Origin of the sequence: Schauerella aestuarii (assembly GCF_009866805.1) — a bacterium.
GTDB lineage: Bacteria > Pseudomonadota > Gammaproteobacteria > Burkholderiales > Burkholderiaceae_B > Schauerella > Schauerella aestuarii.
Genome location: NZ_SIZW01000041.1, coordinates 817,037 through 841,432 on the forward strand (window position 1 = coordinate 817,037; position 24,396 = coordinate 841,432).

Annotated in this window: 28 protein-coding genes; 10 read left to right on the forward strand and 18 right to left on the reverse strand. The window is 59.9% G+C overall.

The window, feature by feature from the left end:
• Genes EYW45_RS14710 through EYW45_RS14745 form a run of 8 tightly spaced genes read left to right on the forward strand, consistent with a single transcriptional unit; the run spans position 1 to position 4,257 of the window.
• Positions 1 to 597: a gp53-like domain-containing protein gene (locus tag EYW45_RS14710; RefSeq protein WP_161136128.1), complete on the forward strand. Its 597-nt coding sequence runs from the start codon at positions 1 to 3 to the stop codon at positions 595 to 597.
• 3 nt (positions 598 to 600) lie between these two features.
• Positions 601 to 1,170, forward strand: coding sequence for a DUF4376 domain-containing protein (locus EYW45_RS14715; protein ID WP_161136129.1), 570 nt, complete (start codon positions 601 to 603; stop codon positions 1,168 to 1,170).
• Between the two features lie 28 nt (positions 1,171 to 1,198).
• Positions 1,199 to 1,537 carry a hypothetical protein gene (locus EYW45_RS14720; protein ID WP_161136130.1) on the forward strand — a complete coding sequence of 113 codons (339 nt, stop codon included), beginning with the start codon at positions 1,199 to 1,201 and terminating at the stop codon, positions 1,535 to 1,537.
• Complete coding sequence (locus EYW45_RS14725) at positions 1,534 to 2,400, forward strand: hypothetical protein (RefSeq protein WP_161136131.1); 867 nt, start codon at positions 1,534 to 1,536, stop codon at positions 2,398 to 2,400. The genes EYW45_RS14720 and EYW45_RS14725 overlap by 4 nt, the downstream gene beginning before the upstream one ends.
• A 2-nt stretch (positions 2,401 to 2,402) precedes the next feature.
• Positions 2,403 to 2,978, forward strand: a complete 576-nt coding sequence (locus EYW45_RS14730; RefSeq protein WP_161136132.1) for a glycoside hydrolase family 19 protein — start codon at positions 2,403 to 2,405, stop codon at positions 2,976 to 2,978.
• Positions 2,979 to 2,982: 4 nt separating this feature from the next.
• Positions 2,983 to 3,315: a hypothetical protein gene (locus tag EYW45_RS14735; RefSeq protein ID WP_161136133.1), complete on the forward strand. Its 333-nt coding sequence runs from the start codon at positions 2,983 to 2,985 to the stop codon at positions 3,313 to 3,315.
• Positions 3,308 to 3,808: a hypothetical protein gene (locus tag EYW45_RS14740; RefSeq protein WP_161136134.1), complete on the forward strand. Its 501-nt coding sequence runs from the start codon at positions 3,308 to 3,310 to the stop codon at positions 3,806 to 3,808. Before EYW45_RS14735 ends, EYW45_RS14740 begins: the two co-directional genes overlap by 8 nt.
• Positions 3,805 to 4,257, forward strand: coding sequence for a hypothetical protein (locus tag EYW45_RS14745; protein ID WP_161136135.1), 453 nt, complete (start codon positions 3,805 to 3,807; stop codon positions 4,255 to 4,257). Before EYW45_RS14740 ends, EYW45_RS14745 begins: the two co-directional genes overlap by 4 nt.
• A 16-nt stretch (positions 4,258 to 4,273) precedes the next feature.
• On the opposite strand, the gene EYW45_RS14750 is transcribed toward EYW45_RS14745, so the two are convergent.
• The 11 genes from EYW45_RS14750 to EYW45_RS14800 form a co-directional block, all read right to left on the reverse strand.
• Positions 4,274 to 5,224: an OB-fold protein gene (locus EYW45_RS14750; protein WP_161136136.1), complete on the reverse strand. Its 951-nt coding sequence runs from the start codon at positions 5,222 to 5,224 to the stop codon at positions 4,274 to 4,276.
• 182 nt (positions 5,225 to 5,406) lie between these two features.
• Positions 5,407 to 6,318: a GTP pyrophosphokinase gene (locus EYW45_RS14755; protein WP_161136137.1), complete on the reverse strand. Its 912-nt coding sequence runs from the start codon at positions 6,316 to 6,318 to the stop codon at positions 5,407 to 5,409.
• Between the two features lie 68 nt (positions 6,319 to 6,386).
• Complete coding sequence (locus EYW45_RS14760) at positions 6,387 to 7,478, reverse strand: nucleoid-associated protein (protein WP_161136138.1); 1,092 nt, start codon at positions 7,476 to 7,478, stop codon at positions 6,387 to 6,389.
• A gap of 362 nt (positions 7,479 to 7,840) precedes the next feature.
• Positions 7,841 to 8,101: a hypothetical protein gene (locus tag EYW45_RS14765; protein ID WP_161136139.1), complete on the reverse strand. Its 261-nt coding sequence runs from the start codon at positions 8,099 to 8,101 to the stop codon at positions 7,841 to 7,843.
• A 142-nt stretch (positions 8,102 to 8,243) separates the two neighbouring features.
• Entirely contained in the window at positions 8,244 to 8,687 is a 444-nt protein-coding gene (locus EYW45_RS14770) for a hemerythrin domain-containing protein (RefSeq protein WP_202444712.1), read from the reverse strand.
• 58 nt (positions 8,688 to 8,745) lie between these two features.
• On the reverse strand, positions 8,746 to 9,642 hold the full coding sequence (locus EYW45_RS14775) for an amidohydrolase family protein (protein ID WP_328703636.1): 897 nt from the start codon (positions 9,640 to 9,642) through the stop codon (positions 8,746 to 8,748).
• Between the two features lie 67 nt (positions 9,643 to 9,709).
• Positions 9,710 to 10,771, reverse strand: a complete 1,062-nt coding sequence (locus EYW45_RS14780) for an isocitrate/isopropylmalate dehydrogenase family protein (protein ID WP_161136140.1) — start codon at positions 10,769 to 10,771, stop codon at positions 9,710 to 9,712.
• A gap of 31 nt (positions 10,772 to 10,802) precedes the next feature.
• Positions 10,803 to 11,807: a Bug family tripartite tricarboxylate transporter substrate binding protein gene (locus EYW45_RS14785; protein WP_161136141.1), complete on the reverse strand. Its 1,005-nt coding sequence runs from the start codon at positions 11,805 to 11,807 to the stop codon at positions 10,803 to 10,805.
• A 19-nt stretch (positions 11,808 to 11,826) separates the two neighbouring features.
• Positions 11,827 to 12,798: a tripartite tricarboxylate transporter substrate binding protein gene (locus EYW45_RS14790; protein ID WP_161136142.1), complete on the reverse strand. Its 972-nt coding sequence runs from the start codon at positions 12,796 to 12,798 to the stop codon at positions 11,827 to 11,829.
• Between the two features lie 40 nt (positions 12,799 to 12,838).
• Entirely contained in the window at positions 12,839 to 13,471 is a 633-nt protein-coding gene (locus EYW45_RS14795; protein WP_161136143.1) for a GntR family transcriptional regulator, read from the reverse strand.
• A gap of 158 nt (positions 13,472 to 13,629) precedes the next feature.
• Entirely contained in the window at positions 13,630 to 14,823 is a 1,194-nt protein-coding gene (locus tag EYW45_RS14800; RefSeq protein WP_161136144.1) for a multidrug effflux MFS transporter, read from the reverse strand.
• Between the two features lie 193 nt (positions 14,824 to 15,016).
• On the opposite strand from EYW45_RS14800, the gene EYW45_RS14805 reads away from it, so the two are divergent.
• Positions 15,017 to 15,841 (forward strand): IclR family transcriptional regulator, encoded by an 825-nt coding sequence (locus EYW45_RS14805; RefSeq protein WP_161136145.1) that lies wholly within the window; start codon positions 15,017 to 15,019, stop codon positions 15,839 to 15,841.
• 75 nt (positions 15,842 to 15,916) lie between these two features.
• Here EYW45_RS14805 and EYW45_RS24730 read toward each other — a convergent pair whose 3' ends face one another.
• From EYW45_RS24730 to EYW45_RS14810, 3 genes are all read right to left on the reverse strand, one after another.
• Positions 15,917 to 16,051 (reverse strand): hypothetical protein, encoded by a 135-nt coding sequence (locus EYW45_RS24730; protein WP_268894275.1) that lies wholly within the window; start codon positions 16,049 to 16,051, stop codon positions 15,917 to 15,919.
• A gap of 81 nt (positions 16,052 to 16,132) precedes the next feature.
• Complete coding sequence (locus tag EYW45_RS25110; RefSeq protein ID WP_456238880.1) at positions 16,133 to 16,216, reverse strand: small membrane protein YohP; 84 nt, start codon at positions 16,214 to 16,216, stop codon at positions 16,133 to 16,135.
• Positions 16,217 to 16,327: 111 nt separating this feature from the next.
• Entirely contained in the window at positions 16,328 to 17,056 is a 729-nt protein-coding gene (locus EYW45_RS14810) for a haloacid dehalogenase type II (protein WP_161136146.1), read from the reverse strand.
• 193 nt (positions 17,057 to 17,249) lie between these two features.
• Between EYW45_RS14810 and EYW45_RS14815 the strand changes: the two genes are divergently transcribed.
• The gene (locus tag EYW45_RS14815; protein WP_161136147.1) at positions 17,250 to 18,731 is read left to right on the forward strand and encodes a sensor domain-containing diguanylate cyclase; all 1,482 of its coding nucleotides are present in this window, start codon (positions 17,250 to 17,252) and stop codon (positions 18,729 to 18,731) included.
• Between the two features lie 153 nt (positions 18,732 to 18,884).
• Here the strand turns inward: EYW45_RS14815 and glgX are convergent, their stop codons facing one another.
• From glgX to EYW45_RS14835, 4 genes are all read right to left on the reverse strand, one after another.
• Entirely contained in the window at positions 18,885 to 21,074 is a 2,190-nt protein-coding gene (gene glgX / locus EYW45_RS14820; protein WP_161136148.1) for a glycogen debranching protein GlgX, read from the reverse strand.
• Between the two features lie 119 nt (positions 21,075 to 21,193).
• Complete coding sequence (locus EYW45_RS14825) at positions 21,194 to 22,498, reverse strand: MFS transporter (RefSeq protein ID WP_161136149.1); 1,305 nt, start codon at positions 22,496 to 22,498, stop codon at positions 21,194 to 21,196.
• Between the two features lie 213 nt (positions 22,499 to 22,711).
• Complete coding sequence (locus tag EYW45_RS14830; protein WP_161136150.1) at positions 22,712 to 23,635, reverse strand: hypothetical protein; 924 nt, start codon at positions 23,633 to 23,635, stop codon at positions 22,712 to 22,714.
• A 224-nt stretch (positions 23,636 to 23,859) separates the two neighbouring features.
• Positions 23,860 to 24,387 carry a lipocalin family protein gene (locus EYW45_RS14835; RefSeq protein WP_161136151.1) on the reverse strand — a complete coding sequence of 176 codons (528 nt, stop codon included), beginning with the start codon at positions 24,385 to 24,387 and terminating at the stop codon, positions 23,860 to 23,862.
• Between the last annotated feature and the right edge of the window lie 9 nt (positions 24,388 to 24,396).

Sequence of the window (24,396 nt, forward strand, 5' to 3'; positions counted from 1 at the left end):
ATGACCCAAACCGCTGTCCAAGTTTCTACCAATCCGCCGCTGCCAGGGCTTTCAGCCGTGCAGCAAATCAACAATGCGCTGGCTACCATCGCCACCGACTTCGCGGGCGGCGCGGATCCAGCCAGCCTTGCCGGCCCGCACATGACGTGGGCGGACATCGCAAACAGTTTGCTCAAACGGCGCAATGCGGCCAACACGGCATGGGTCACACTCAGTGATCTTTACCCGCGTGCACTGCAGGCGGATGTCAACGCTCGGACAAACGACGTCAGGTTTGTCACGCCGGCGGGTTTGGGCGGCGGAATCTCTATTAACCTCGCCGCCAACGGTCACTTGAAGCTGCCTGATTGGGAGGGTGGATTGCAGATTTGCTGGGGAAACCCTACGACCAGCGCTGGCGGTGGCATTGCGGTCTCATTCTCTCGAGCTTTCGCCCAGGCGCCGTTCTCGTGCGTTGCGAGTCTGAACGCCAACAGCGGATTCGCGATAAATATCACGTCAAGCGCGAGCGCGACCACCGGCACATTCTTCGCCAACAATAGCGCAGGGCTCGTAGCTAACACCGCTTTCTTCTTCATCGCTATCGGACGAGGATAAATCATGCCTTTCTTTTCTCCTTCTACGAACGGCTTCTACGATGATGACGATCGCCCCGAAGACGCTGTCATGGTCACGCCTGAACAGCGCAACGAGCTTTTGACCGCTCAGTACAGTGGCAAAGCAATCGTCGTTATCGACGGCTCCGTGTCGATCGAGGATATGCCTGGTCCTTCCCTTGATGACATTCGCTTGGCGACGACCGCAACGATAGAAGCCTGGCGAGACGCCGAGGAACGCGCTGGCGTGAAGTTCACCTTTGACGGCCACGAGTATGACGGCGGAGACAAATCGCGCCTTCGACTGCAAGATTCGGTCGCTTCTGGTATCGCTGCGGCCGGCCAGTTCTTCTGGACTGATGAGGCCAATGAAGATGTCCCGATGGATGCTGATAGCCTCGCTGGTCTTCACTCCGCCATGATGGCTGCTCGCGTGGAGCAAGGTTTCCGCATCCACGTCCGCCAGCGCCAGATGAAGGAAGAGGTGGCAGGCTTGGATGTCGCTGGCCTCGCCGCCTACCAAGTCGGATGGCCCCCGTCAGCTGAACCCACCGACCCCAACCAGCCCGCCTAGTGCGGGCTTTTTAACGCCTGGAGCAACGATGGACACAATCCTGCGTATTCAGCAAGGCGAGACCTGGGCGCGAGAAATCGCGTGGAATGACAACGACGGTGCAGCGGTAAATCTCGCCGGCGCTACGGCAGTGATGCAGCTTCGAGAGCGGTATTCGAGTTCAGCGGTGACTATCGAGCTCAGTTCGGCGAACGGCCGCATTGCGATTGATCCGGCCGGCAAGATCACGCTCAAGCTATCCGCCGAATTGACGTCGGCCTTGTCCGCGAAGATGGGTGTTTACGACCTTGAAGTCAGATTTCCTAACGGGTCTGTGACGAAGATCCTCCGCGGTCGGTACCTCGTCTCGCCACAGGTGACGCGATGACACTGACGATCATTAATCCAAGGTCGACGTCCATGGTCATCCAGGGGAGGTCGCCACAGCTGATAAAGATCTCGGGTGGCGTGCCTGGGCCCAGCGTGACGCCCGAGCAGATAGCGGTAGCCGTGGCTGCGTACCTGCACATCAACCCGCCAACAAACGGCGACAACGATGCGGACGCAACAGACGAGCAGGTCGCTCATGCGGTTGCAGCTTTTCTGCAAGCTAACCCGCCAGCGGCAGGCAAAGATGCTACCGACGAGCAGATTAGCGAAGGGATAGCTGCCTACTTCGCCGCCAATCCGCTGCCTGAATCAGTGCCCTTGAGAATGAAAGGCGAACCGAATGGCGTGGCGGAATTGGACGGCGGGGGCGGGCTTGCCCAGAAAATGAAGCTGCCTTCCGGTGGCGCGCCGGCCGCTATCCGCGATACGGATGGAGAAGGAAACGGTAAGGCTTCAGTGATGACCGCTTCGATTGCGACCACTGGGGCCAACACCGTCCTCGTCAAGACCGGCGTATGGCAGTCAGAGCTCGACTATGCGTTTCGCGTATTCGGCACGACAGCGGCCGGCGTGGTGGACATCACGGCCTATCGAACGGTCATTAGCGGCAGTGCGTCCTATGGCTTTACAAACAGCGGCATCGTACCTGTGACAGTCACCTTCGGCGTGTTCGCGGACGGGTACAGCGGATGGGCGATCCAGGGCTCTGGATTCGGACGGGCGCAATTTATTGTGACCGATGCCGCCGTTGTCGGGAACGGTACTGGAGACCCGCAGGTGCGCGATTGGTCGATGTACTCAGCGGCCGACACAGCGGCGCTTAATTCGCAGGTGACCGTGTCGCGGAGAATATTGGAGTGAAGATGCGGAAAGATGATTTCGCGGCAGCCACCGGGTTGTCGAGCGGCCAAGCCGATAAGTGGTATGACCCGGTCGAGCGAGCAATGATGGAGTTCGCCATCGTCTCGCCCCAGCGTGCAGCCATGTTCCTCGCGACCATTGGGCATGAGACGATGGGCTACACCCGGCTATCCGAGATTTGGGGGCCTACTGACGCGCAAAAGCGCTACGACAATCGGGCAGATCTCGGCAATACGCGTCCCGAAGCCATCCGCATCGCGGCGGCTCACGGTTCAACACCGGGATCCTGGTGGCGTGGGTATGGAGGTATCCAGATAACCGGCTACGACAACCATAGGGCAACAGGCGAGGCGCTCGGGTACGACCTGCTTAATGACCCGCAGCAGCTCACCGAACCAGTGAAAGGTATGCGCTCCGCGGGGCGATGGTGGAAGACAAATGGATGCAACGAAATCGCCGACACCGGCGATTTTTTTCGTCTGTCCATTCGAGTGAACGGCAAGAACAGAGACGGACTACCTAATGGGTGGGCCGATCGTCAACGTCGGTATAAGGCGGCAATAGCCGTATTGGGGTAGGGGAATGGATTGGCAAACGGGGCTTTATGGGGCGCTGGCGGCAGCCGCTGTCGGCTTGCTGGGAAAGTATCTCGTTCCCCTGCTCATGCGCACGCTGGAGAACAGCGTGGCGAATGCCACAGCGTCTGGCGGAATCTTAGCCACAGTGATCGCCGAACGCGATCAATGGAAGTTGAAGGCGGAATCGCTCGACAACGCCCTGCAGGAGATGCGAAAGGAATGGGCAACGATGAAGAGCGATTTCGGGCGTCTCAAGTATCAACTGAAAGAGGCCCGAGAGACGATCGCGAGCCTCACGGGCAAGCCCTTACCAATCGAGGAAAACGATGATGAGTAAATTGATCGCGCATCTTTGCCGATGCGATATGCACAAGGCTGATCGACTGCAGCTGATGATCAAGGTCTGGATGGCATATCTCGGCCTGATCTTCATCGGTGGCGTGGTGCTCGGAGCGCCGCTATACGTCTGGTTCGACCGCGAGCGCCTGGAAGCGCGTGGCATGTATCAAGCCGAGAACCAACGTATGCAAGACATCAATCGCCAGCTCTTGCTGATCATCGAGCAGCGCCTGCCGGCCATCGCCAATAAAGCTGATGTGGCAGCCGAGACGGCCCAGGTAGCGGCAGACACGGCGAAGGATGCTGTTAACAGGGTGAGTGGCGCAGCCAAAACAGCACGTGGCGCCGCGACGACTGCGAAGGCGGCCGCGACAAGCGCCAGTTCCGCGGCGACCACCGCTAGGAGCGCGGCTCAGGATCTGACCGAGGCGCTTACCCCGGTAGCATCCAAGCCCTCCGGTGAAGTGCCTGACTGGTTGAACACCCCATGAGCCGCCGATTGTGGCCCGTACTGGCAGTCGGCGTTGTGCTGGCGGCAATCTTCCTCGCCTGGCGCTACGACCGAACCCAACAATTCGGCCGAGGCTACGCCAAAGCCCAACTCGACGCTCGCTTGCTGAATTCAGACATAGAGCGAGCAACACAACAGGAGGCCGATCGTGCCGATGCTCAATACCGCGGCGCCGTGCTGGCGCGTGAAGCCGCTCAAAAGACTGTTGCCACTCAGCGTGCTCGTATTGACGGGCTGCTCGACCAGCTACGCCGTAACTCCAAGACTGCCAACGCCGGCAGCGGATCTGATGGCGCCGGAGCCGACTGGATCGGAGTACTTGGAAGCTGTGTCGCGAAATATGAGCGGCTGGGAGGCGATGCTGCGAGGCTCGCCGACAAAGTGAACGGTCTGCAGGGTTACGTGAGGGCCATCCGCGTGGGACGATGAAACCCTCGCTAGTTCGTCAGCTCGGCTTTTCGACGTTAGGGACTTTGAGCCCTTCGCTTTTAAATTGCGCAGAGATTGTCTTTGCCGAGTCCATGAACCCCTTGCTCTTACTCGCTTTGAGGAGTGCAGCTTTGCAGGATTTTTCGTTGGACGGACAGCCGTGTTTCTTATCAATGAACGCAGCGTACATTGCGACTCTAAGAGCTAGGAATGCCACGTCATCAGAGACAGCGTTATCACCAGAATAGAAGCGCTGGAGATCGACGTTAAACTCCTGCCACTTGCGATCGACTACATCATCACTGAACTGACAATTTTTAAAGGTTGGTGTGCCAACAACCGCGCCGCTTCCCTCGCAAACAACGGACGCACGTTGTTTTTTACGAAGGGAAGCGATTCGTTCAATTTTATCCTTTGGTAGTCGTGCCTGCGTTCCACCGTAAATTGGGCCCTCAAATACTATGTACGGCTCGTTTCCAATCCCGCTGTTGATCGACGCGATGGTGCCCGTCAGAAGAACGCGCTTCCCAAAATACTTCTGATCTCCTGCGACTTGGTTCTCGCGATAAACCTTCGCGACCCCAGCTGCATCAGCCAAGACTAAGCCCATCTCCTGTGAGAAGTAGGACTGCGTCCCACTTATAAAGCTGTCCCTTTCGTCCTTCTGCAAGAATTCCATGATTTGCGTTTCTTCATGGCTCGGTTGATACGCAGACGAAAGCGACGGAGATAAGATCGAACAGAAAGCGATTACAACGGATAACTCTTTCACTGGTTTCTTCCTATAGTTCGCGCAGAACCGCTGGGTTGCCTCGGGGTCACGATCCATGCAATTGAACGCCAGTGGCTTAGTGCCGGGCGGCGCGTTGTAGCGCGGGCCCAGTGTATCGGGCAGACTATACGAGTTCCACGCGATCGTCTCTAGATAGTCAGCGACGGCGCGAGATTGAGCGATACGTCCACACATCGTGTTCTCCTACGTGTGGAGTGTAGGCGTCGGCCTCTGCCGCCAGTTGAGCGGACAACACTGCCGGCAAACTTGGCCACCGAGTGTGCGCCGCATAATACATTCTGATCGCTAAGTCCCTATGGCTTTCGATCGCGCGAGGGCGGACGGCGTAGGTTAGCCCCCGATCTACAGACCGGCCACTAATGTGGGTGCATGGATATGCCCAGATCGCTGTAGACCTGCTGCAATGCTTCCATAGAGAGTGCAAGCGGCCACTTATTGGCCGTGTCTCTGTCGTGATGCACCAACCAGTACGCCAATACGCTGATTGGCTGTAACCAGAATGGATCTGCAGAGTGCCGGTAGTTGCGAATGTTTTGCGCAAGATAATCATTCTCTGACAGGAATGATGAGACCTTGCGAGTTACGTCCGCTGGAAGCTCGGAGCGCAGTTCTTCAATGACGAAGCGATTCAGTTGCACGTCAACAGGCTCATCGAGACTGTGGACTTGAGAGCTATAGATATTCGCGAGTCCTTCAAGGACTCCGTCGATGCTCGCTGAATCTTCGCGTAAGAGGCGCATTGTTTCGCAGAGGAGGTGATCTGCGGTTTCCATGAGGGCCATGCTACTTGCGGCGTAACGAATGGCGCCAGGAGGAACCTTGCCGGTCGCTTTGTAAATACTATCATGCACCATTTCAGCGTAGGCGTGTTGCAGTAGAGTTCGTATCTGCACCTCGCATGTGAGACCGGCCGGTACTGTTACACCATTCAGCGTCTGCTCGGCCTTGGACCTGACGAGATAGTGACGAGACTGGTACTGGAAACGTTCGGGATCGGCAGCCATCTCAAGATCAGGGTCTCGAGACAGTTCGAACGTCCAACTCGGTTCGGCTTCTAGAAGTGTGCCGAGTTCTTGCACATCAGTAGAAAGCAGGGTGATGAAGCGAACACCCGCGAGATCGGTCAGTTGCACCAAAGGGTCGGTGTAACCTTTACGTTGAATTTTCGAAAGGGCAGACGCCACCTCTTTCACTCGCCCAGTTGCGAACTGTAGCGACGTCTCCCGCGACATCGTAACCTTCGCTCTTGCTTCGAGCGTGGCTCTCACCCATATCTCCCACTCGACTAGTGCAGGCCTGAGAGTAGTGAGTTGACCGCGTAGCTCAGTCCAATCAATCATGTGTACGACGTAACGACGCCCTTGATTTCAATCTTAGTGTAGCCGTCGACAACTTCGCCGATACGCACCAAATCCTCGAACTTGCCGTCCGGCGGAGCCTTCACTTCCACGCCGGTGCTAAATTTTGTGGATGGTGGTTTTCGAAGGACATATTTGATGTATTCCAGATCTTTCGCTACCGCGTTGTCCGGAAATCCATGAGTTCGCAGCGCCTGTAAATATTCGCCCTGCAGTTTCTCCGCGAGATGCTCTTTTGCGAATTCATCGGCATTGATAGTTGCCGCGTTGCTTCTTAGGGTTGTGCGCAACGCCTCTCTGAGACTTATCTTTTCGTCATTGCTGAGTTCGGCGCAGTTCGATATGAACGATTTGCTCTGCTCGTAAAAAATCCGGGTTTTTTCGCGATTGCTTTCTAACACCGCCATACCTAGAAATGCATCATAAAAGTAGGATGCAGGGCGGGCAGTTTCTTTGTTGTTGAAGAGATGGTCGAACAAGAAGCACCGGAAATGCGCGGCGTCGACGATGCCGTCGGGGCCTGGCTTCATGGGGCCAATCTGTACTAAGAGTCCAACCTTGTACAGCCGCTGAGTTGCTGAGAGAAGCATGCGCTTAACAACTTGGAGCATCAGTTTGCCGTCTTTCTCGACCGCGTTGAAGCCTTTATCCGTCTCTGCTTTGATAGCGGCTATGAAGCGATTCGCCGGGTGTCCAACCGTCCCCGAAATCAGTATTAATATGCCACCGGGCCAGCGTGTGCTTGTGTGAGCTGCTTGAAGTTTGATAGCCAATTGCTGCGACCCAAGGACAAAGTCGGCGTCATCGGCGTTCAGCATCTTGGCTGCAATTTGAGCAAAGTCATCGCTTGTGTTGCGCGCAATCGCCGTCTCCACGCCATGAGATCGACTACCAAGCGCTTCGGTTAAGCGCTGCTGCACTAAAGCCTTAGCGTCGCCCTCATCGTCGTTTAGCTCTAGCAAAGATCCACTGAGCTTTGGCTCCATCACCGGCAACGCGTTGTTTTTCGCAAACACCGTGTGAGCGATCAACTGGTTAATTGTTATCGCTTTAAATTCGAATGCGGACATGTAGGATGGAGTCTGTCTGGGGGCGTTGGGGGCAATAGGCGCGACATCAGCCTAATCATTTTGGCTGAAATTAACATCTATTTACACTGCGCGCACTTATTAAACGTCCATCGCCGTGACGGAATTTGTGACAGCGGCCGCAAAATAGCCCCAATTTACGACACCTCTCACTGGGGCGGAACGTCGCGAATTGGCGTTAATTAGCGGTTGCACAGATTCGATTCCTGTCGGGCGCACCAAGTTTTCCAGCAGTGTCTCAGGGTTATGAAACCCGTTTGTGAAGACTTGCTCTTTGCAGCACGCGGCAGTTGCGATGATTCAGGCGCAATGGCCGAATCACCATCATCGTCAGCCGATACCCCTCACTCGATAAAGCGCATCAGCCGCAACGCATTTTCGCGCGCGGTCGCCATCTCGACCACGACATCGATCGACAAGGTGCGAAAGCGCTCCGCTTCGCCCACTGCCACTTTGAATGCGTCGACTTGCGAAAGCTTGTCGTGGAATGGGCTGGGTTGCTCGAGTTCCTCGGTCGCACGCACGCCAATCCTGTTGCAGGCCTCCAGAAGAATATTCAGGGCATCGCCAAGTTCGTCGTATGTGGGGGGATCGCGGTCTGACATGGGGTCCTTTATAGAAAATAGCGTCGCTGGCGCATAGATGCGCCTACGATACCGTTCCACGTAGCCCAACGCAAAAAAAAGCCCGCGCGATGCGGGCTTCTAGTCTTCGATGTCGATCGTGCCACCGATCCTTCTGCACCACTCAATCGGCGTGTTTGGCCTTCGAGTAGTCGGACCGATATTTGGTCGCCAAGCTCGTCTTCTGTTTTTCGTCGAGCACCTTGCCTGCCGTTTGAAAAAAACCGTGTTCTTCCTCTTCCAGGTGGTGATGCACCTTCTCGCTCAACTTCTTCGCTTGCGCAATCCACGACGGACTCGACGGGTCGGTTTTCTCGAGTTCTTCGATCATCTCGTCGATCTCGTGATGTTCGGCGATGCCGTGCCGCGACAGGGATATGCCCACATCGGTGCCCATCATCGGTGCATAGAAGTGCCGGTCCTCGGCCAGTTCGTGCGCCGACAGCTCTTCTTTCAATTCCTTGAAAAGCTGATGGCGTTCAGTCGAATCGCCGCTCGTTTCAAGCACACGTTTGACGAGATTGCGTTGAATCTCATGGCTTTCGCGAAGCGCTTCAAAGATCGTCATGATGGTGAGTTCCCGTTTTTATGTGTCCACGGATGAGCATGTGGCGTTCCCGCCAGGCTCACTCGAATCCGTAGAGCCGCGCCGGATTCGCCACCAGCAATGCCTGCAGCACATGGCCGTCACTGAACCAATCTCGCACTTCCTCACTGAGCCGCGCGGCGCCGATCTGGCGATAGGCGCTGACTTCCGTTGCTCGGCGTCCGGGTTCGCGATTGGTGTGCGGCCAGTCGCTGGCCCAGAGTATTCGCGCGTCATTGGCATCCGCAAAAGCATGCGCCAGCTTGCGGACGCCGTCGGCATGCCGGCTGTCGGTGTCCACGCGATACGACGCCGACAATTTCACGTACGCGCGACCGCTTGCCACCAGGGCGATGATCGCTTTGGCACGCGGATCGTCGGGCGAAGTGGATGCGGGGATCATCGCGAAGTGATCCAGCACGATGGGCACGTCGAGCGGTGGCAGATTGGCGGCGGCCGCTGCCATGGCGTCCAGTCCCGAATAGATCTGGATGTGCCAGCCCAACGGCGCAATGCGTGCGCCCCAATGCTGCAACGCCTGGCCGATCGCATGGGGATCGCTCGCGCCCACGCTCTCGAGGTTGATGCGCAACCCGCGCACCCCTTGTTCGTGCAGGGTGCTCAGCGCCTCGTCATCGATATCGCGCTCCACCACTGCCACGCCGCGCGCCGCACCGTTCATGCGCGCCATCGCATCCAGCATGCAGCGGTTGTCGCTGCCGTAGATGCTGGGTTGAACGATCACCGCACGCGTTGCACCGACGGCGCCCATATGCGCACGCAAGTCGTCCACCGATGCCGGCCCGGGGGTGTAGTGCCGGTCGGCCAGCATCGGATAGTCAGTTAGCGAACCGACGATGTGAACGTGGCAATCGCAGGTTCCCTCGGGCAGCGGTGTGGTCATCGTGATGCAGCCTTCAGGTAATGGTGCTTCCACTGCAACGCCGCCTCTGGGCAGAGGCGATGCAGCCTGACGCCGCCGGCAGGAAACGAGGCCGTCATCGTTACGCGGCCTGCAGGCGTGCAACGAACGCTGCACCGGCTTCGCGTGTGCCGAGTGAACCGCCCACGTCGCGCGTGCATTCGCCAGCTGCGATGGCATCCGCAATGGTGCGGTCGATGGCGGCAGCCGCGTCGATGAACGCCTGCTTGCCGTTGCGTTGGCCATACCAGCCCAGCAGCATGCCGGCCGACAGGATCAAGGAGATCGGATTGGCGATGTTTTGGCCGGCAATGTCGGGCGCAGAACCGTGCGCGGCTTGCCCCATGGCATAGTCGCTGCCGGCATTCAGCGAGCCGCCCAAGCCCAGGCTGCCGGAGAGTTCGGCGGTGAGGTCGGAGAGGATGTCGCCAAACATATTCGTGGTGACGATCACATCGTACTTTTGCGGGGCGCGCACCACGTGGGCCATCATCGCGTCCACGATCACGTCGTCGATTGCGACGTCGGGAAACTCGCGGCCGATACGTTGGCAGGCATCGATGAACATGCCGTCGCCGATCTTGAGCACGTTGGCCTTGTGCACGATGGTGACGTGTTTTTTTCGCGTCATGGCGAGCTCGAAGGCCGAGCGGGCAATGCGTTCGCAACACTGGCGGGTAATGCGGCGCAGCGACACCACCACGTCTGGCGTGATGAGCATTTCGCTGCCGCCCGATTCGACGTTGCGGTCGGCGTAAAAGCCTTCCGTGTTTTCACGTACGACGACAAGATCGAATTCGCCCAGGCGCGCGGTCATGCCTGGGTATGTGCGAGCAGGGCGGATGTTCGCGTGCAGATCCAGGCTTTTGCGAAAATACTTGGACGGATTGATCTCGCCGCGGGCCTCATCCTTGAAGTCGTAGGTGGCCATGGGCCCGAGCATCAAGCCATCGGCGGCTTTCACTTTCGCGAGCAACTCGGGCGTGACGGTGGCGCCGTGACGCTTCAGGCTCTCGTGACCCGCAATATCGTGATCGAGGTCGAGGTTCAAGCCAAACCGGTGCGATGCGGCTTGCAGCACGTCTACGGTGACGGCCATGGTTTCGGGGCCAATACCATCACCCGGCAATACGACGATCTTCATAACGCTTTCCTTTTTTATCGAGCCTGAATAACTACTCTACCTTGATGCCGGTGGCCTGCACCAAGCCCTTGTATTTCTCTGCTTCGCTTTTCACGAACGCGGCAAACTCCGCCGGCGTATTCGCGCGCACGGTGGTGCCGTCATCGGCAAAGCGATTATTGATGGCAGGATCCGCGAGGATGCTGTTCACTTGCTTGTTGAGTGCGTCGATTACGCTATCCGGGGTTTTTGCCGGTACGAAAAAGCCGCCCCACAAACTGAATTGAAATCCGGGCGCTGCCGTCTCGGCGATCGTGGGCACATCTTTCAGTGCTGCGATGCGTTGGGGCGTGGACACCGCCAATGCCTTGAGCTTGCCGGACTTCACATGCGGCATCACGGCGGAGGCGCTGGAGAAGAAAAAGTCGACGTGGCCGCCGAGCAGATCCGACATGGCCTGGCCCGCGCCTTTGTAAGGCACATGCACCATGCTCACCTTGGCGGCAAGCCCCAGTGCGGCTGCGGCCAAATGACCCGGCGTGGCCGTGCCCGACGACGCATACGAAATCGCATCCGGCTTGGCGCGCGCTGCCTCGATCAACGCCGCGATGGTGGGATAGGGCGATTTTTCGGGCACCGCGAGCACGAGCGGCGAATCGCCCACCAGCACTACCGGTACGAGATCCACCAAGGGGTCGTATCCCAGGTCTTTGACGACAAATTGGTTGACGGCGATTTCGCCGGTTTGGCCCATCATCAGCGTGTAGCCATCGGCGGGCGCACGCGCCACCAGCCGTGCACCGATCGCGCCCGATGCCCCAGGCCGATTTTCGACGACGTAAGTCTGCTTGAGCGCGGCGCCCAAGCGTTCGCCCACGATGCGCGCAAACACATCGCCTTGGCCGCCCGGTGCATAAGGCACGATGACCGTGACGGGTTTGGCGGGATACGCGTCGGCGGCATGCGCGCCGTGCCATGCGGTGGTCAAGGCCGCGCCTGCCGCAGCCATCAGCAGCTTGCGGCGCAAGGGATCGAGCGCTGAATCGATGTGATGCATGGTTGTCTCCATCATCGTTCTAGTTAAGCTGCATGCCCGATTGCTTGACCACGCCGCGCCACAACGCCAGTTCGCTCGAGAGCGTGCGGCCGAAGTCGGCGGGCGTGGCTTTGATCGGGTCGGCACCTTCGTGCGTCAGGCGATCGCGCACCAGATCGGCTGACGCTGCGTCGTTGACGGCGGTGTTGAGCTTGTCCACCACGGCGGCCGGCGTGCCCGCAGGTGCCAGCACGCCCCACCACGTGGAGATATCGAAGTCGGCAATGCCGGCTTCTGCCATCGTGGGCGTATCGGGAAAGAGACGCGACCGTTGCGCGCTGGTGACAGCCAAGAGATTCACGCGCTTATCGGTGATCTGCGTGAGGATCGTGGGCACCGTGGCAAAGAATACTTGCACGCGTCCGGCCAGCAGATCGATTGTGGCGGGACCGCTGCCTTTGTAAGGCACATGCGTCATTTTCACGTTCGCCTTCTGTGCGAAGCGTTCACCTGCAAGGTGGTTGATGCTGCCCGCGCCAGCCGAGCAGAAATTCACTTCCTCGCTCGAGGCCGCCGCAGCCTTTCGCAGATCGGCGATCGAGCCGATACCCGATTGCTTGCTGGCGACTACCAAGAGCGGACCCCGGCCGATCATCGCCACCGGGGCAAACGATTTCTCGACGTCGTACGAACTCGTCACTTCGGCCGCAGCATTGGTGACGAACGTCGACGTCGCGAACAACAGCGTATAGCCATCCGGTTGCGCCTTGGCGACCAGGTTGGCGCCGATCGAACCGCCACCGCCGCCGCGGTTCTCGACGACCACCGGCTGGCCGAGTTTGTCCGACAGCGTGCGTGCCATGTCGCGCGCGATGCTGTCGGTGCCGCCGCCGGCCGCGAACGGCACGACCAGCGTGATGGGGCGGGTGGGGAAGCTTTGCGCCATCGCACCGACGGGCAGCAGCAGTGCGGCCGCCAGCAAGGGGATGGACTTCAGGGTGAAGCGCTGCATGTGGGTTGTCTCCTCTTATGGGCTTCTTGGAAAAACGGGGCTAGCGTTGCCGCAGCATCTTCAGGCGTTCGAGCAGCGCCTGGTGAATATGCTGTTGGGCCGCGTGTGACGCGCGCTGCGCGTCGCGGCTGCGGATGGCGGCGACGATGTCCAAATGTTCTTGCATGGCGATGCGGGCGCGTTCAGGCGAACTGAGCGTGCTCCGGCCAAGCAGGTAAGTGGTGTCGGTAAGCGATTGCAGCGAGCGAATGAGATGGCGGTTGTGCGCGGCGGTGTACACCGCCGCATGAAACTTGAGATTGGTCGCCACGGGGTCGCCGTTCTCACCCTCATGCAAGATGGCCTCCATGTTGTCGATCTCGGCTGCCGTGGCGTGCTGGGCCGCAAATGCAGCGGCCGCGCCTTCGAGCACCTCACGCATCGCGTAGAGCTCACTGACGTCCTGCTGGTCCATCGTGGTCACGACCAGACCACGGCCGGGTTCGTGAGTGAGAAGGCCTTCGTCGTGGATGCGCTTGAGCGCTTCGCGTACCGGGGTTCGACCCATGTCGAGCAGCGACGCCACCTCGATTTCGCGCAGGCGATCGCTGGGCGCAAACGCACCGGCAAAGATGCGCTGCTTGATTTCGTTATAGGCGGCGTAGGCCTGCGAATTGGCTTTGGCGATGGGCACGGAGCGCGGTCTCGATTCGTTTTATTTATGTATATCTTTGCATACAAAAAATAAAGACGCAAGAAAATGCCGTGATGTCACGGCGTATCACCGGGTGTGCGCGTGATGGTGTGCTGCCTCGAATGCAGCGGTGCTGCCCGTGCGTGCGTATGTCGCCCCTACGACCGCTTGCGTCCGCCCCACACGAACGCCACGGCCGACAGCACGGCGAACAGCAGCATCACGCCGCCCATGGCACGCGCCGATCGGCCGTCGAAGCCCCAGGCGACGAGCGCACTCGCGGCGCTCCCCAGCAGCATCTGGATCGCGCGCAGCAACGCGGCTGCGACGCCGGCCATTTGCGGCAGCGGATGCAACGCCTCGTGCGAGGCATTGGGACCGATCAGGCCGTAGCTCAAGTTGCTCAAGACGAGAAACGGCACAAGCGTAGTGGCCGTTGCCAGGCCGGTGAACGCCAACGTCGCAACCACGCTCGTTGCCAACACGCCGAGAGTCAAACCCATGCCCAGCAGCCGGGCGCTGGGCACATGACGCGCCGTCAATCGCGTATTCAGAAACGACCCGGCGATTGTGCCGCCGGCCACGCACGCGAAGATCAGGCTGAAGGTGCCTGCGGAGACGCCGTATACGCTGATGAACACCAGGGGCGAGCCCGAGATGAACGCAAACATGCAGGCGAAGCTGGCGCCGTTGACGAGAAAGAAGCGCCGGCACACCGGTTGGCGCCAGGCGAATGCGTAGTTGGCCAACACCTGTTTGACGCTTGCCTTGCGGCGCATAGCGGCGGGGGCGGACTCTTCGAAGCCCCAGACAGTGACGGCGAGCAGTACTGCACCGCCCACGGCCAGAACCACGTAGATGCCACGCCAGCCACCGATCGGCACCAGCCCCGCGCCGATGATGGGGGCGATCACGGGTGCCAGACTGAGTACCAAGGTCACGTAAGACAACCGCATGCGTGCTTCCACGCCTTGAAATAGATCGCGCACGATGGCGATCGGCAGGACTGCCCCCGCGCCTGCGCCGATGCCCTGCAACAGGCGAGCCGCCAATAGCCATTCGATCGACGGTGAGAACACGCACAGGGCGCCCGCCAAGGCAAAGAGCATCAGGCCGCCCAGGAGGATCGGGCGGCGGCCCCACTGGTCGGATAATGGCCCCAGCACCAGCGGGCCGGCGGCGAAGCCGAAAAGAAACACGCTCAGCGTCATCCCGGCGAGCGTGGACGATGCGCCAAGGCTCTGCTCGAGGTCGGGCAGGGCGGGCAAGCCCATGTCGATGGCCAGGGGCGGCAAGGCGGCGAGTGCGCCGAGCAGCAGGATGAAGGCAAAGGATTGCCGGGAGATAGGCATTGCAGTCTTAAGTGATTGGCGGTGAGAAAGAAACTGCACTGTATCGCTGTGCGGTAAAAAGCTGAGCGAAAAACCACAATGCGGTACAGTCATCCTTCAACTTGTGTGATCCGCCATGCCTGCATCAAATGACGTTGCAGCATCGGGTGCCGTGTTGACCGCCACCTCAATGTCCACCTGAATCTCCACCTCAATGTCCACCTCAATTGCCACTGCCGCTGGGGCGTCACCCTCACATGATGGTCCCGACCGTCATGCAGGCGGCATTCAAGTCATTGCCCGTGCCGCAGCCATTCTGCGCGCGTTGAGCGAAGCGGGCCGCGGGATGAGTTATGGCGAAATTGCCGCGCGGGTCGATCTACCGCGCTCGACCGTACAGCGCATCGTCCAGGCCTTGCTTGGCGAAACGCTCGTCGCAATCGATGCGGACGGTATTTCCATCGGTGCCGGCATCGCACGCCTCGCAGCGTCGTCCTCCAGGCCCGACCTGCAAGCGGCCTTGCGCGCACACCTGCATGCCCTGCATCGCCGTGTCGACGAAACCGTCGATCTCTCGCAACTCGCGGGCGCGCACCTGCGTTTCATCGAGCAAACGGTGTCTACACAGGAGCTTCGCGTTGCGCCCTCGCGCGAGACGATGTTTCCGCTGTACTGCACCGCCAACGGCAAAGCCGCGTTGGCCACGATGCCGGATCGTGCGATCGCGCGTTTACTGGGCGACGGTTGGTACGCCTATACACCGCACACGATTGCGACCTTACCCGCGCTCTTGGCCGATATTGCAGCGGTGCGGCGCACCGGCTTTGCCTACGACCGCCAGGAGCATTCGGATGGGGTGTGTGCGATCGGCATCTCGGTCGTGCCGCCCGAGGGGCCACCCTATGCGATCTCGATCGCCGTGCCGCAGGCGCGATTCGAGCGCGTGCTGCCCGAGTTGAAAGCGGCGCTGCTGGCGTGCCGGGCTGACGTGCTGGCAACCCTCGGTACACGCGTCGTGCACACCGCAGGCATGCGTTAAACCTGCACGCAAAAACGCCAGGCAGAAGCCTGGCGGGTTTGCTTCCTCCGGACACCTGCGCCGGTGGGATTTCGCTTAGACGCGACGGCGGGGGGCACCGGTGCGGCCGCGTGCGGCCACCGTGCTGGCAGCGCGCTTGTTCATGACGCTCTGATAGAGCTTCTTGGCCAGGCCGGAGGTGATGGCGAATACGATGAGTTTGCGTAGCATGATGGATCCCCGCATGAAAATGAGAACGGCGGCATCAATCCCGGTGCGCCGTCAGCCGAGCATCCGTTGGGACGCGCGTGATTAGAAAATAAGTTTGAAAAAGCCCGTCACTACGGCCAAGCCGATGAGGAAAATGATCACGATGGCCCACAGCAGGATTTTCATTTTGACTTGCCTATCCGAATAATGAATCGAGTCCCGGCGGCAAAGATCACCGCCAGCGTTACCCGGGCCATTAGGCAAGTACCGTTCCCACGTCTGCGCCACGCGCGCGCGTCAACGGCCGGCAAGCTCGTCGCGATGGGCCTGCGCCATGGCGGCCATGCTTTCGAAGCGGAAGTCGACGTGCGGCGTGCCGGGCGGGGGCATGGTGGCACCCCAGCCTTCCGTGTCGTGGCGCCGGTCGATCCAGGCCGAGGCGAGACCGAACCGATTGGCGGTGGCATGGTCGTGGAACAGGCTCTGTGCCGTGTGCAGCACGTCGCTTTTTTCCAATCCCAGATCGCTTTTCAGCCGCTCCAGCATGTACTCGAAATTTTTAGGATTGGGCTTGTATGACCCGATATCCTGCGCACTGTAGATGGCGTCGAACGCGACCTTCAAACGCGCGTTGCTGGCGCGAAACGAGATCCGATCGACGTTGGAGAGGATGACGAGCTTGTAGTGCTGCTTCAGATATGCCAACGCCTCGACCGAATCGGGAAACTCGGGCCAGTCCGGCACCGACGCGCCGAAGATATTGGCCTCCTGATTGTCGACCTGGATGTCCCACTCTTTAGCCACGCGCTTGTACACCACGGAGAGCAACTGCGAATACGGCATGTCTGGCGTCGCCGCTTCCTGATCTGCCTCATGCCGCGCGTAGATCTCGAGCGCTTCATCTTTCGACAAGGGTTTGTCATGCTTGGCCAGCAATGGCTTCAGGCCGTCGTGTATGCCGGTTTCCCAGTCGATCAGCGTGCCATAGCAGTCGAAGGTGAGAACTTTAAAGCCGCTCAATTTCATCGTGACTCCCTGTGATGGAGACCACAGCTTACCGGGTGCAGCGGGCAGGTGCCAGATCGGCGGCGATGACGACGTCGCCGACATGGGGCGCAATGCGCGCAATACCGGCGGGGGCGACGGGTGACTGGCAATGGCCTAAACTACGGCTCTGCGTCGGGCGTCCGTCAGAGACTCGACCAAAAAAGTAGCAACGATGCCCCGGGAGGCACGCATGGTGGCCTTGCGGTTTTATCGCACGCTCAACGCACTGGGGGCGTTGATCGTTCTATGCATCCTGGGCGTGGCGCTGACCATGCTGTGGACCGACCGGCAGAGCGACTGGAACCGGTCGGCGCAATCCGCGCGTAACCTGCTGATCACGCTCGAAGATGACATCTCCCGTTCGATGCAACTGTACGACGTGACGTTGATGTCGGTCGCGCAGGCCATTCGCACGCCGGGATTCGAGCATGCCGGGCCCGCGCTACGGCAGCAGCTCTTGTTCGCCACGGCTGCGGTCACTGAACACCTGGGGTCGATCCTCGTGCTCGATACCGAAGCCAATATCCGCTTCGACTCCGGTTCGATCGTTCCGCGACAAGGCAACTTCGCCGATCGCGATTATTTCGCGATTCACAAGGCCCGTCCCGACGCGGGATTGTTCGTCAGCGCTCCTTATCAGAGCCGGTTGCGCGACGGCGATCCCAGCATAGGACTGAGCCGCAGGCTGTTCAATCCGGATGGCAGCTTTGCCGGCGTCGTGCTCGGCGCAATGCGGCTGTCGTACGTGCGCGAAAAATTTACCGGACTGGCGCTCGGCAATGAAGCCGCCATTGGATTGATGCGCGCCGACGGCATCATGCTGATGCGTCAGCCGTATATCGCCAGTGAAATCGGGCGCGATATGAGCGGTTCCGCCACATTTCGCCGGATCAAGGAAGAGCATGTAGGCAGTTTCGTCAATCGCGCCTCAACCGATAATGTCGAACGGTTGTATACGTTCAGTAATGTTCGGGGCTTCCCGTTGATTCTCAATCTCGGCCTGTCCGTCGATGAAATCATGAAACCGTGGCGCACGAAAACCATGGTGCTGGGTCCCATCACTTTGATTTTGTGCGTTGCCGTGACCACGCTCACGATGTTGTTCCAGCGTGAGCTGCGTCGCAGGCGGTTGATACAGGCCGAGTTGGACGTGCTCGCGCGCACCGACGGTTTGACGAGCCTGGCCAACCGCCGGCGCTTCGACGAAGTGATGGCGATGGAGTGGGAGCGTGCGGGACGCAGGCAATCGCCGCTGTCGATTCTCTTCATCGATGCCGATAATTTCAAGCTGTTCAACGATCGCTATGGTCACCGAGCGGGGGATGACCTGCTGCGTCGCATGGCCGATGCCATTGCGCACAGTACCGGCGACGATCACACGTTCGTCGCGCGCTATGGGGGCGAGGAATTCGTGGTGATCCTGCCCGACACCAGCGCAGAGCAAGCCGTGCCGATCGCGCACCGCATCAGCGATGCGGTCGCGGCGCTCGGCATTGCGCATCCGGACGGCGTGGGCGGCATCGCCACGGTAAGCGTAGGGGTGGCGGGCGCGACGCCGGATCGCACGCATGCGTTTCATCATCTGATCGAGCGGGCCGATGCGGCACTCTATCGTGCGAAAGGGGCGGGCCGCGCACGTGTCGAACTTGCGTGACGCAGCTATTTCGTAATATCGAACGCCAATGGTTGCCCGATACCGCACGTTGCGTACGCCACGTTAAGCCGACATAACGAAGACGGTGTCTCGTCGCCCAAAAAGAAACGCCGAACCGCGTGAGCGGTCCGGCGTTTCAACCTGTTCGACGCCTTATTGCGTGTCGGTCGGCGTTTCGGTCAACTCTTCAGCCAGCTGCTTGAAGATGCGACGGGTGGCGCCCTTCGTATGCAACGCAAACAACAACACCGAGCGGCCGGTAACCTGGTACACATCGCCCGATTCGAAATCGGGCAACTCTTCGCGTACCGGCATGTTGGTGTCGATCATGCACTGCCACTGATCGCTGCCCGGAATCTCCGGCAACGTGAAGTCCACCACATCGTGATGGGCGTTGAACACGATCAGAATCGTTGCATCCGAAGCAGGTTGACGGATGCCCGACACGCGGGCGCGTCCATCGATGACCAGACCGAAGCAGCGCATATCGGCGTCGCCCCACTGTTCATCGCTCAGCTGATCGCCCGACGGACTCAACCACTTCACATCGGCGATCTGCAGATCTTCCTGGAAATCGCCGGTCAGAAAGCGGCCGCGCCGCAACACGGGCAAGGCATGGCGCAACGTGATCAAATTCCGGGTGAACTCGATCAGCGCATTGCCTTCCTCCTGGATATCCCAGTTGACCCAACTGATGTTGTTGTCCTGGCAGTAGGCGTTGTTGTTGCCTTCCTGCGTGCGACCGAATTCATCGCCGGCGAGAATCATCGGCGTGCCTTGCGAGAGCAGCAGGGTGGCCAGCATGTTGCGCTTCTGGCGTTCACGCAGGGCACGGATTTCCGGATCGTCGGTGGGACCTTCCACGCCGCAGTTCCAGGAGCGATTGTCCGAGTGTCCGTCCTTGCCGTCTTCGCCGTTGGCGTCGTTGTGCTTCTCGTTGTACGAGGCCCAGTCGTTGAGCGTGAAGCCGTCGTGCGCGGTAATGAAGTTCACGCTGGCCCATGGACGGCGGCCGCGATGATTGAACTTGTCGCCCGACGCCGTGATGCGCGTGGCCAACTCGGCAGCGAACCCTTCCTCACCCTTCCAGAAGGCGCGCACGGTGTCGCGATACTTGTCGTTCCATTCGGCCCAGCCGGGCGGGAAGCCGCCCACCTGGTATCCGCCCGGACCGCAATCCCAGGGCTCGGCGATGAGCTTGACGCTCGAGAGGATGGGATCCTGGCGGCAGCTGTCCAGAAAGCCGCCGCCTTCGTCGAAGCCGTAGGTTTCGCGCGCAAGAATCGTCGCCAGGTCGAAACGGAAACCATCGACCTTCATTTCGGTGACCCAGTAGCGCAGGCTATCCGTGACCATCTGCAGCACGCGCGGGTGCGACAGATTGAGGGTGTTGCCGGTGCCGGTGTCGTTGATGTAATAACGCGGCTCGTCAGGCATCAGGCGGTAGTACGAGGCGTTGTCGATGCCGCGGAACGAGAGCGTAGGGCCGCGCTCGCTGCCTTCGGCCGTATGGTTGTAGACCACGTCGAGAATCACTTCCAGGCCGGCCTCGTGATACTTGTCGATCATGTGCTTGAGTTCGGCGATCGCGCCGGACCCGTTGGCGAAAAAGCGCGGATCGGCAGCGAAGAAACCGATCGTGCTGTAGCCCCAGAAATTCGTGAGGCCTTTGTCGATCAGGTAGCTGTCGTTGCAGAACGCATGGATCGGCAGCAGCTCGACCGACGTCACGCCCAGATCCTTGATGTGCTTGATGACGGCGTCATGGCCCAGGCCTTCGAACGTGCCCTGATGCTTTTCCGGTACGGCCGGGTGGCGCTTGGTGAATCCGCGCACATGCGTTTCGTAAAAAATCGTCTTTTCCCACGGCACGCGTACTTCCGAGGGATGTTCCCACGTGAAGTTCTGATCCACGACCTGGCATTTCTGCATGAACGGGGCGCTGTCGCGTTCATCGAATGTGAGGTCGGCATCGTCGGCATCCAGCGTATAGCCGAACACGGACGGATCCCATTTCAGCTCGCCGAAATGCGCACGGGCATAGGGATCCAGCAGCAGTTTGTTGGGATTGAAGCGGTGACCGGCGGCAGGATCATAAGGACCATGCACGCGGTAGCCATACAAGGCGCCCGGCTTCAGATCTTTGACGAACACGTGCCAGACTTCGTCGGTGTATTCCGGCAGCGAGATGCGGGCGATTTCATTCTCACCCGTCTCGTCATACAGACACAGCTCGACTTTGGTGGCATGGGCCGAAAATAGGGCGAAGTTCACGCCTTCGCCGCTCAAGGTGGCGCCCAGCGGAAAGGGCGCGCCTTCGGAGATGGAAAAGCTCGTTGTCATGGGGATTCCGTGGCCGTAACGGCATGGGAGGTCATGCCGGCAGGGCCATTAAGCACGTTGTGTGCCGAAACCGTGGCGTTCGTCCTTTTTTAAGAATTCGCCACGTTTCCCCCATACTTTCAGCGCGTTTTGGGCGTGCGCGCCATCAATACCAATGCCGCGCCAATCAACAACAGCACCGCGAGCATGTACATCCCGGCGTCCGTGCTCTGCGTGGCATCCTTGATCATGCCGATCAGGTAGGGCGCGGCAAAGCCGGAAAGGTTGCCGATCGAATTGATGAGCGCAATCCCGGCGGCGGCGGCCGCGCCGCCGAGAAAGGCGGTGGGCAAGCCCCAGAACACCGGCAGGCACGCCATGATGCCCATGGTGGCGAGCGTCAAGCCGGCAATCGACATCATTGCATCCGCATGGAACACCACGCTAAGGATTAACCCTGCCGCACCCACCACACCGGAAACCGCCGAATGCCAGCGACGTTCGAGCATGCGGTCGGCGCTGCGGGCGACCAGGTACATGGCGATGACGCCCAACGTCCAGGGCACGGCACTGAGCAAACCCACGTTCAGTGGATCGTTGACGCCCAATGCCTTGATGATGCTGGGCAACCAGAAGCTGATGCCGTACAAGCCGGAGGTAAAGCAGAAGTACACGATCGCCAGCAGCCACACGCGCGGATTGGCCAGTACCGAGCGCACGCCACCCTCGGCCTTGCCCGACGCCTCTGCCGCAATGTCGCGCGCCACCAGTTCACGCTCGTCCATCGTGAGCCATTTTGCATCGCGAACGCGGTCGTCGAGATAGCCCAGCACGATCAGGCCGATGGCCACGGTGGGCAAGCCCTGCAGCAAGAACAACCACTGCCAGCCATCCCAACCATTGACGCCGTTCATGGTCTTCAGGATCCAGCCCGAAAACGGGCCGCCTAAAATGCCGGCAAACGGAATCGCCGCCAGAAACAACGATGTGGCCTTGCCGCGCCGATGCGCCGGATACCAGTAAGTGAGGTACAGGATGATGCCGGGGAAAAAGCCGGCCTCGGCCGCGCCCAGGAAAAAACGCAGAATATAAAACGCCTGGGGCGTGGTGACGAACATGGTGCCGGCCGAAAGCAGACCCCACGTGATCATGATGCGGGCGATCCAGCGGCGCGCACCCACTTTATGCAGGATGACGTTGCTGGGTACTTCGAAGAGGAAGTAGCCGATGAAGAAGATGCCGGCCCCCAGGCCATACACCGTTTCGCTGAACTGCAATGCGCTCTGCATCTGCAGTTTTGCAAAGCCGACGTTCACGCGATCGAGATAGGCGGCGATGTAGCAGACGAACAGCAGCGGGATCAGCCGCCAGCCCACCTTGCGATACACGGCATCCGCACGCGATGTCTCAACGTCACCGTTTGCCGCAGCGTTCAAGGTTGTCATCCTCTTATCCTCCCGGGAGTCGTTCGTTGTTGTTAGGTCCAACCGCGGGAGCTTACACCGGACGATCCCGATGTCACCAGCTTAGGCGCGACGATCACGAAAGACGAAAAAAATCCCAGCCGAAGCTGGGATTCTTGACGCGATCGGCGATCGATCCGGAAAGGGTTTGCATAACCTGCATCACCCCTCCCGGCGCAACGCGCCGGTTGCGAATTAACGCGTCACGCGGTCACGCGACTTGCCACCCATCGTCGCGGCGATGCAAGCACTCAACGCGCCGATCATGAGCGACAGGAAGGCCCACAATGCGAAGGCAGCAGCGGCCTTGCGTGCCTTGTCGGCCGCTTCTTTCGCTGCATTCTTGGCATCTTCAACGGTCTTCTTGGCTTGAGCGATGCCATCGGTGATGCGCTTTTCAGCGGTGGCTTGGTCCACGCCGGTTTGCGCGGCAATCACGCTGGCCACGTACGACTTGTCTTCCTGCGACATATCGCCACGGCTGATGCTGCGGCTCACGATGCGACCGACTTCCGCACGCACTTCGCGCGGGTTGCCGGCTGCGTCAGGACGTCCGCCACGGAACAGCGAGTCGACCATCCCGTCCATGTCCATCGAACCCAGGTTGCCATTGCGGCTGACCATGTCGGCAGCGCCGCCCACGGTGGAGCTGATGGCCGAACCGGCACCCGACAAGGCGCTGGCGCCTGCACGTGCGGTACCGCTGACGATCGACGACAAGGCCGAGGTGAGCATGAATGCGGTGATCAGTGCACCGACGGCCCAGACGAGCAGACCATGTGCGGTATCGCGGAAATAGGCTTCGTCGGAATGGGTGTTGACCCACTTGGTGCGCAGACGGCCGGCCATATAACCGCCCAAGCCCGCTGAGATGATCTGGGTGAAGATCAGCCAGACGATCGCACCGATACCGAGGGTGGTGGCGGAGGCGCCATCGTTACCCCACGGGGACATCGTTGCAAATCCCAGGCTCGAACCCGCGGTAAGCAAGGTTAAGGACAGGGCGGCGGCGGCAATTGCGCCCGCAAAAATGGCCGCCCAGGAGACGGCCGATGCAGACGATTCGCCTTGGTACGTCGCGGCAACGGACGCATCCGTGCGCAAGGGGGTGGTGTTCATAAGGTTTCTCTCCAATTCCTCAAAGCCGGCCACGCAGAGTCAGACGTGGTGATGGCAATCGCTGCGAACATGCAGTGGTAATTTCTTTTTTTGGGCGTGATGCGAGGAACGTTGGAGGCGGCGGAAAGCCTAGGTGTCGCTGATCGTTGCGTCCGGGTATGACGCCCGCAACGCATAGCGCATCCGGCGTGCCCGTGGGCCTCGCCGGATGCGCGGGATGGCGCTTATTGCGCGCCGTGGGGGGTATAAACCAGCTTTTCGAACGTGTAGCCTTGGGCGCGAGCGGTGTCCAAGGCCTTCTGGGTGTCGGCATCCGACAGGGTCGACGTCCGCGACAGCAACCACAAATAGTCGCGGTCGGGCGCGCCCACGACGGCCCAGCGATACTGGGGATCCAGACCGATGATCCAGTAGTCGCCCTTGAAGGGTTTGAAGAACGACACTTCGAGCTTGGCGTTGTTGCTGCCGGCAACCACCGTAGCCGTACCGTCGGCTTCGTCGAAGGTGCCGTCTTCGGTACGGCAGCGATTCACGACCTTGATCGTGCCATCCGGATTGGCCGTGTATTCGGCAGTGGTGTCGCCCACGCATTTGCGTTGGAAGAACATCGGGAAGCGCGCAATCTCATACCACTTGCCCACATACCGCTTGAGGTCGACATTGGGAACGGTGGCGACGGTGGACGGCTTGGTGGCACAGGCGGTGACCAGTGCCGCCATGGCGGCAACGAGTAGCAGAGGGGCAATGCGCATGGTTCGTTC

Excerpts from the sequence above, each read along its gene's own strand:
- EYW45_RS14810 (WP_161136146.1), bottom strand. The coding sequence starts at position 17,056 with ATGAAATTGAGCGGCTTTAAAGTTCTCACCTTCGACTGCTATGGCACG.
- EYW45_RS14745 (WP_161136135.1), top strand. The coding sequence starts at position 3,805 with ATGAGCCGCCGATTGTGGCCCGTACTGGCAGTCGGCGTTGTGCTGGCG.
- EYW45_RS14735 (WP_161136133.1), top strand. The coding sequence starts at position 2,983 with ATGGATTGGCAAACGGGGCTTTATGGGGCGCTGGCGGCAGCCGCTGTC.
- EYW45_RS25110 (WP_456238880.1), bottom strand. The coding sequence starts at position 16,216 with ATGAAAATCCTGCTGTGGGCCATCGTGATCATTTTCCTCATCGGCTTG.
- EYW45_RS14765 (WP_161136139.1), bottom strand. The coding sequence starts at position 8,101 with ATGTCAGACCGCGATCCCCCCACATACGACGAACTTGGCGATGCCCTG.
- EYW45_RS14800 (WP_161136144.1), bottom strand. The coding sequence starts at position 14,823 with ATGCCTATCTCCCGGCAATCCTTTGCCTTCATCCTGCTGCTCGGCGCA.
- EYW45_RS24730 (WP_268894275.1), bottom strand. The coding sequence starts at position 16,051 with ATGCTACGCAAACTCATCGTATTCGCCATCACCTCCGGCCTGGCCAAG.
- EYW45_RS14715 (WP_161136129.1), top strand. The coding sequence starts at position 601 with ATGCCTTTCTTTTCTCCTTCTACGAACGGCTTCTACGATGATGACGAT.
- EYW45_RS14780 (WP_161136140.1), bottom strand. The coding sequence starts at position 10,771 with ATGAAGATCGTCGTATTGCCGGGTGATGGTATTGGCCCCGAAACCATG.
- EYW45_RS14825 (WP_161136149.1), bottom strand. The coding sequence starts at position 22,498 with ATGACAACCTTGAACGCTGCGGCAAACGGTGACGTTGAGACATCGCGT.
- EYW45_RS14760 (WP_161136138.1), bottom strand. The coding sequence starts at position 7,478 with ATGTCCGCATTCGAATTTAAAGCGATAACAATTAACCAGTTGATCGCT.
- EYW45_RS14835 (WP_161136151.1), bottom strand. The coding sequence starts at position 24,387 with ATGCGCATTGCCCCTCTGCTACTCGTTGCCGCCATGGCGGCACTGGTC.
- glgX (WP_161136148.1), bottom strand. The coding sequence starts at position 21,074 with ATGACAACGAGCTTTTCCATCTCCGAAGGCGCGCCCTTTCCGCTGGGC.
- EYW45_RS14725 (WP_161136131.1), top strand. The coding sequence starts at position 1,534 with ATGACACTGACGATCATTAATCCAAGGTCGACGTCCATGGTCATCCAG.
- EYW45_RS14710 (WP_161136128.1), top strand. The coding sequence starts at position 1 with ATGACCCAAACCGCTGTCCAAGTTTCTACCAATCCGCCGCTGCCAGGG.
- EYW45_RS14805 (WP_161136145.1), top strand. The coding sequence starts at position 15,017 with ATGTCCACCTCAATTGCCACTGCCGCTGGGGCGTCACCCTCACATGAT.
- EYW45_RS14815 (WP_161136147.1), top strand. The coding sequence starts at position 17,250 with ATGCCCCGGGAGGCACGCATGGTGGCCTTGCGGTTTTATCGCACGCTC.
- EYW45_RS14750 (WP_161136136.1), bottom strand. The coding sequence starts at position 5,224 with ATGTGTGGACGTATCGCTCAATCTCGCGCCGTCGCTGACTATCTAGAG.
- EYW45_RS14740 (WP_161136134.1), top strand. The coding sequence starts at position 3,308 with ATGAGTAAATTGATCGCGCATCTTTGCCGATGCGATATGCACAAGGCT.
- EYW45_RS14720 (WP_161136130.1), top strand. The coding sequence starts at position 1,199 with ATGGACACAATCCTGCGTATTCAGCAAGGCGAGACCTGGGCGCGAGAA.
- EYW45_RS14830 (WP_161136150.1), bottom strand. The coding sequence starts at position 23,635 with ATGAACACCACCCCCTTGCGCACGGATGCGTCCGTTGCCGCGACGTAC.
- EYW45_RS14790 (WP_161136142.1), bottom strand. The coding sequence starts at position 12,798 with ATGCAGCGCTTCACCCTGAAGTCCATCCCCTTGCTGGCGGCCGCACTG.
- EYW45_RS14785 (WP_161136141.1), bottom strand. The coding sequence starts at position 11,807 with ATGCATCACATCGATTCAGCGCTCGATCCCTTGCGCCGCAAGCTGCTG.
- EYW45_RS14770 (WP_202444712.1), bottom strand. The coding sequence starts at position 8,687 with ATGACGATCTTTGAAGCGCTTCGCGAAAGCCATGAGATTCAACGCAAT.
- EYW45_RS14730 (WP_161136132.1), top strand. The coding sequence starts at position 2,403 with ATGCGGAAAGATGATTTCGCGGCAGCCACCGGGTTGTCGAGCGGCCAA.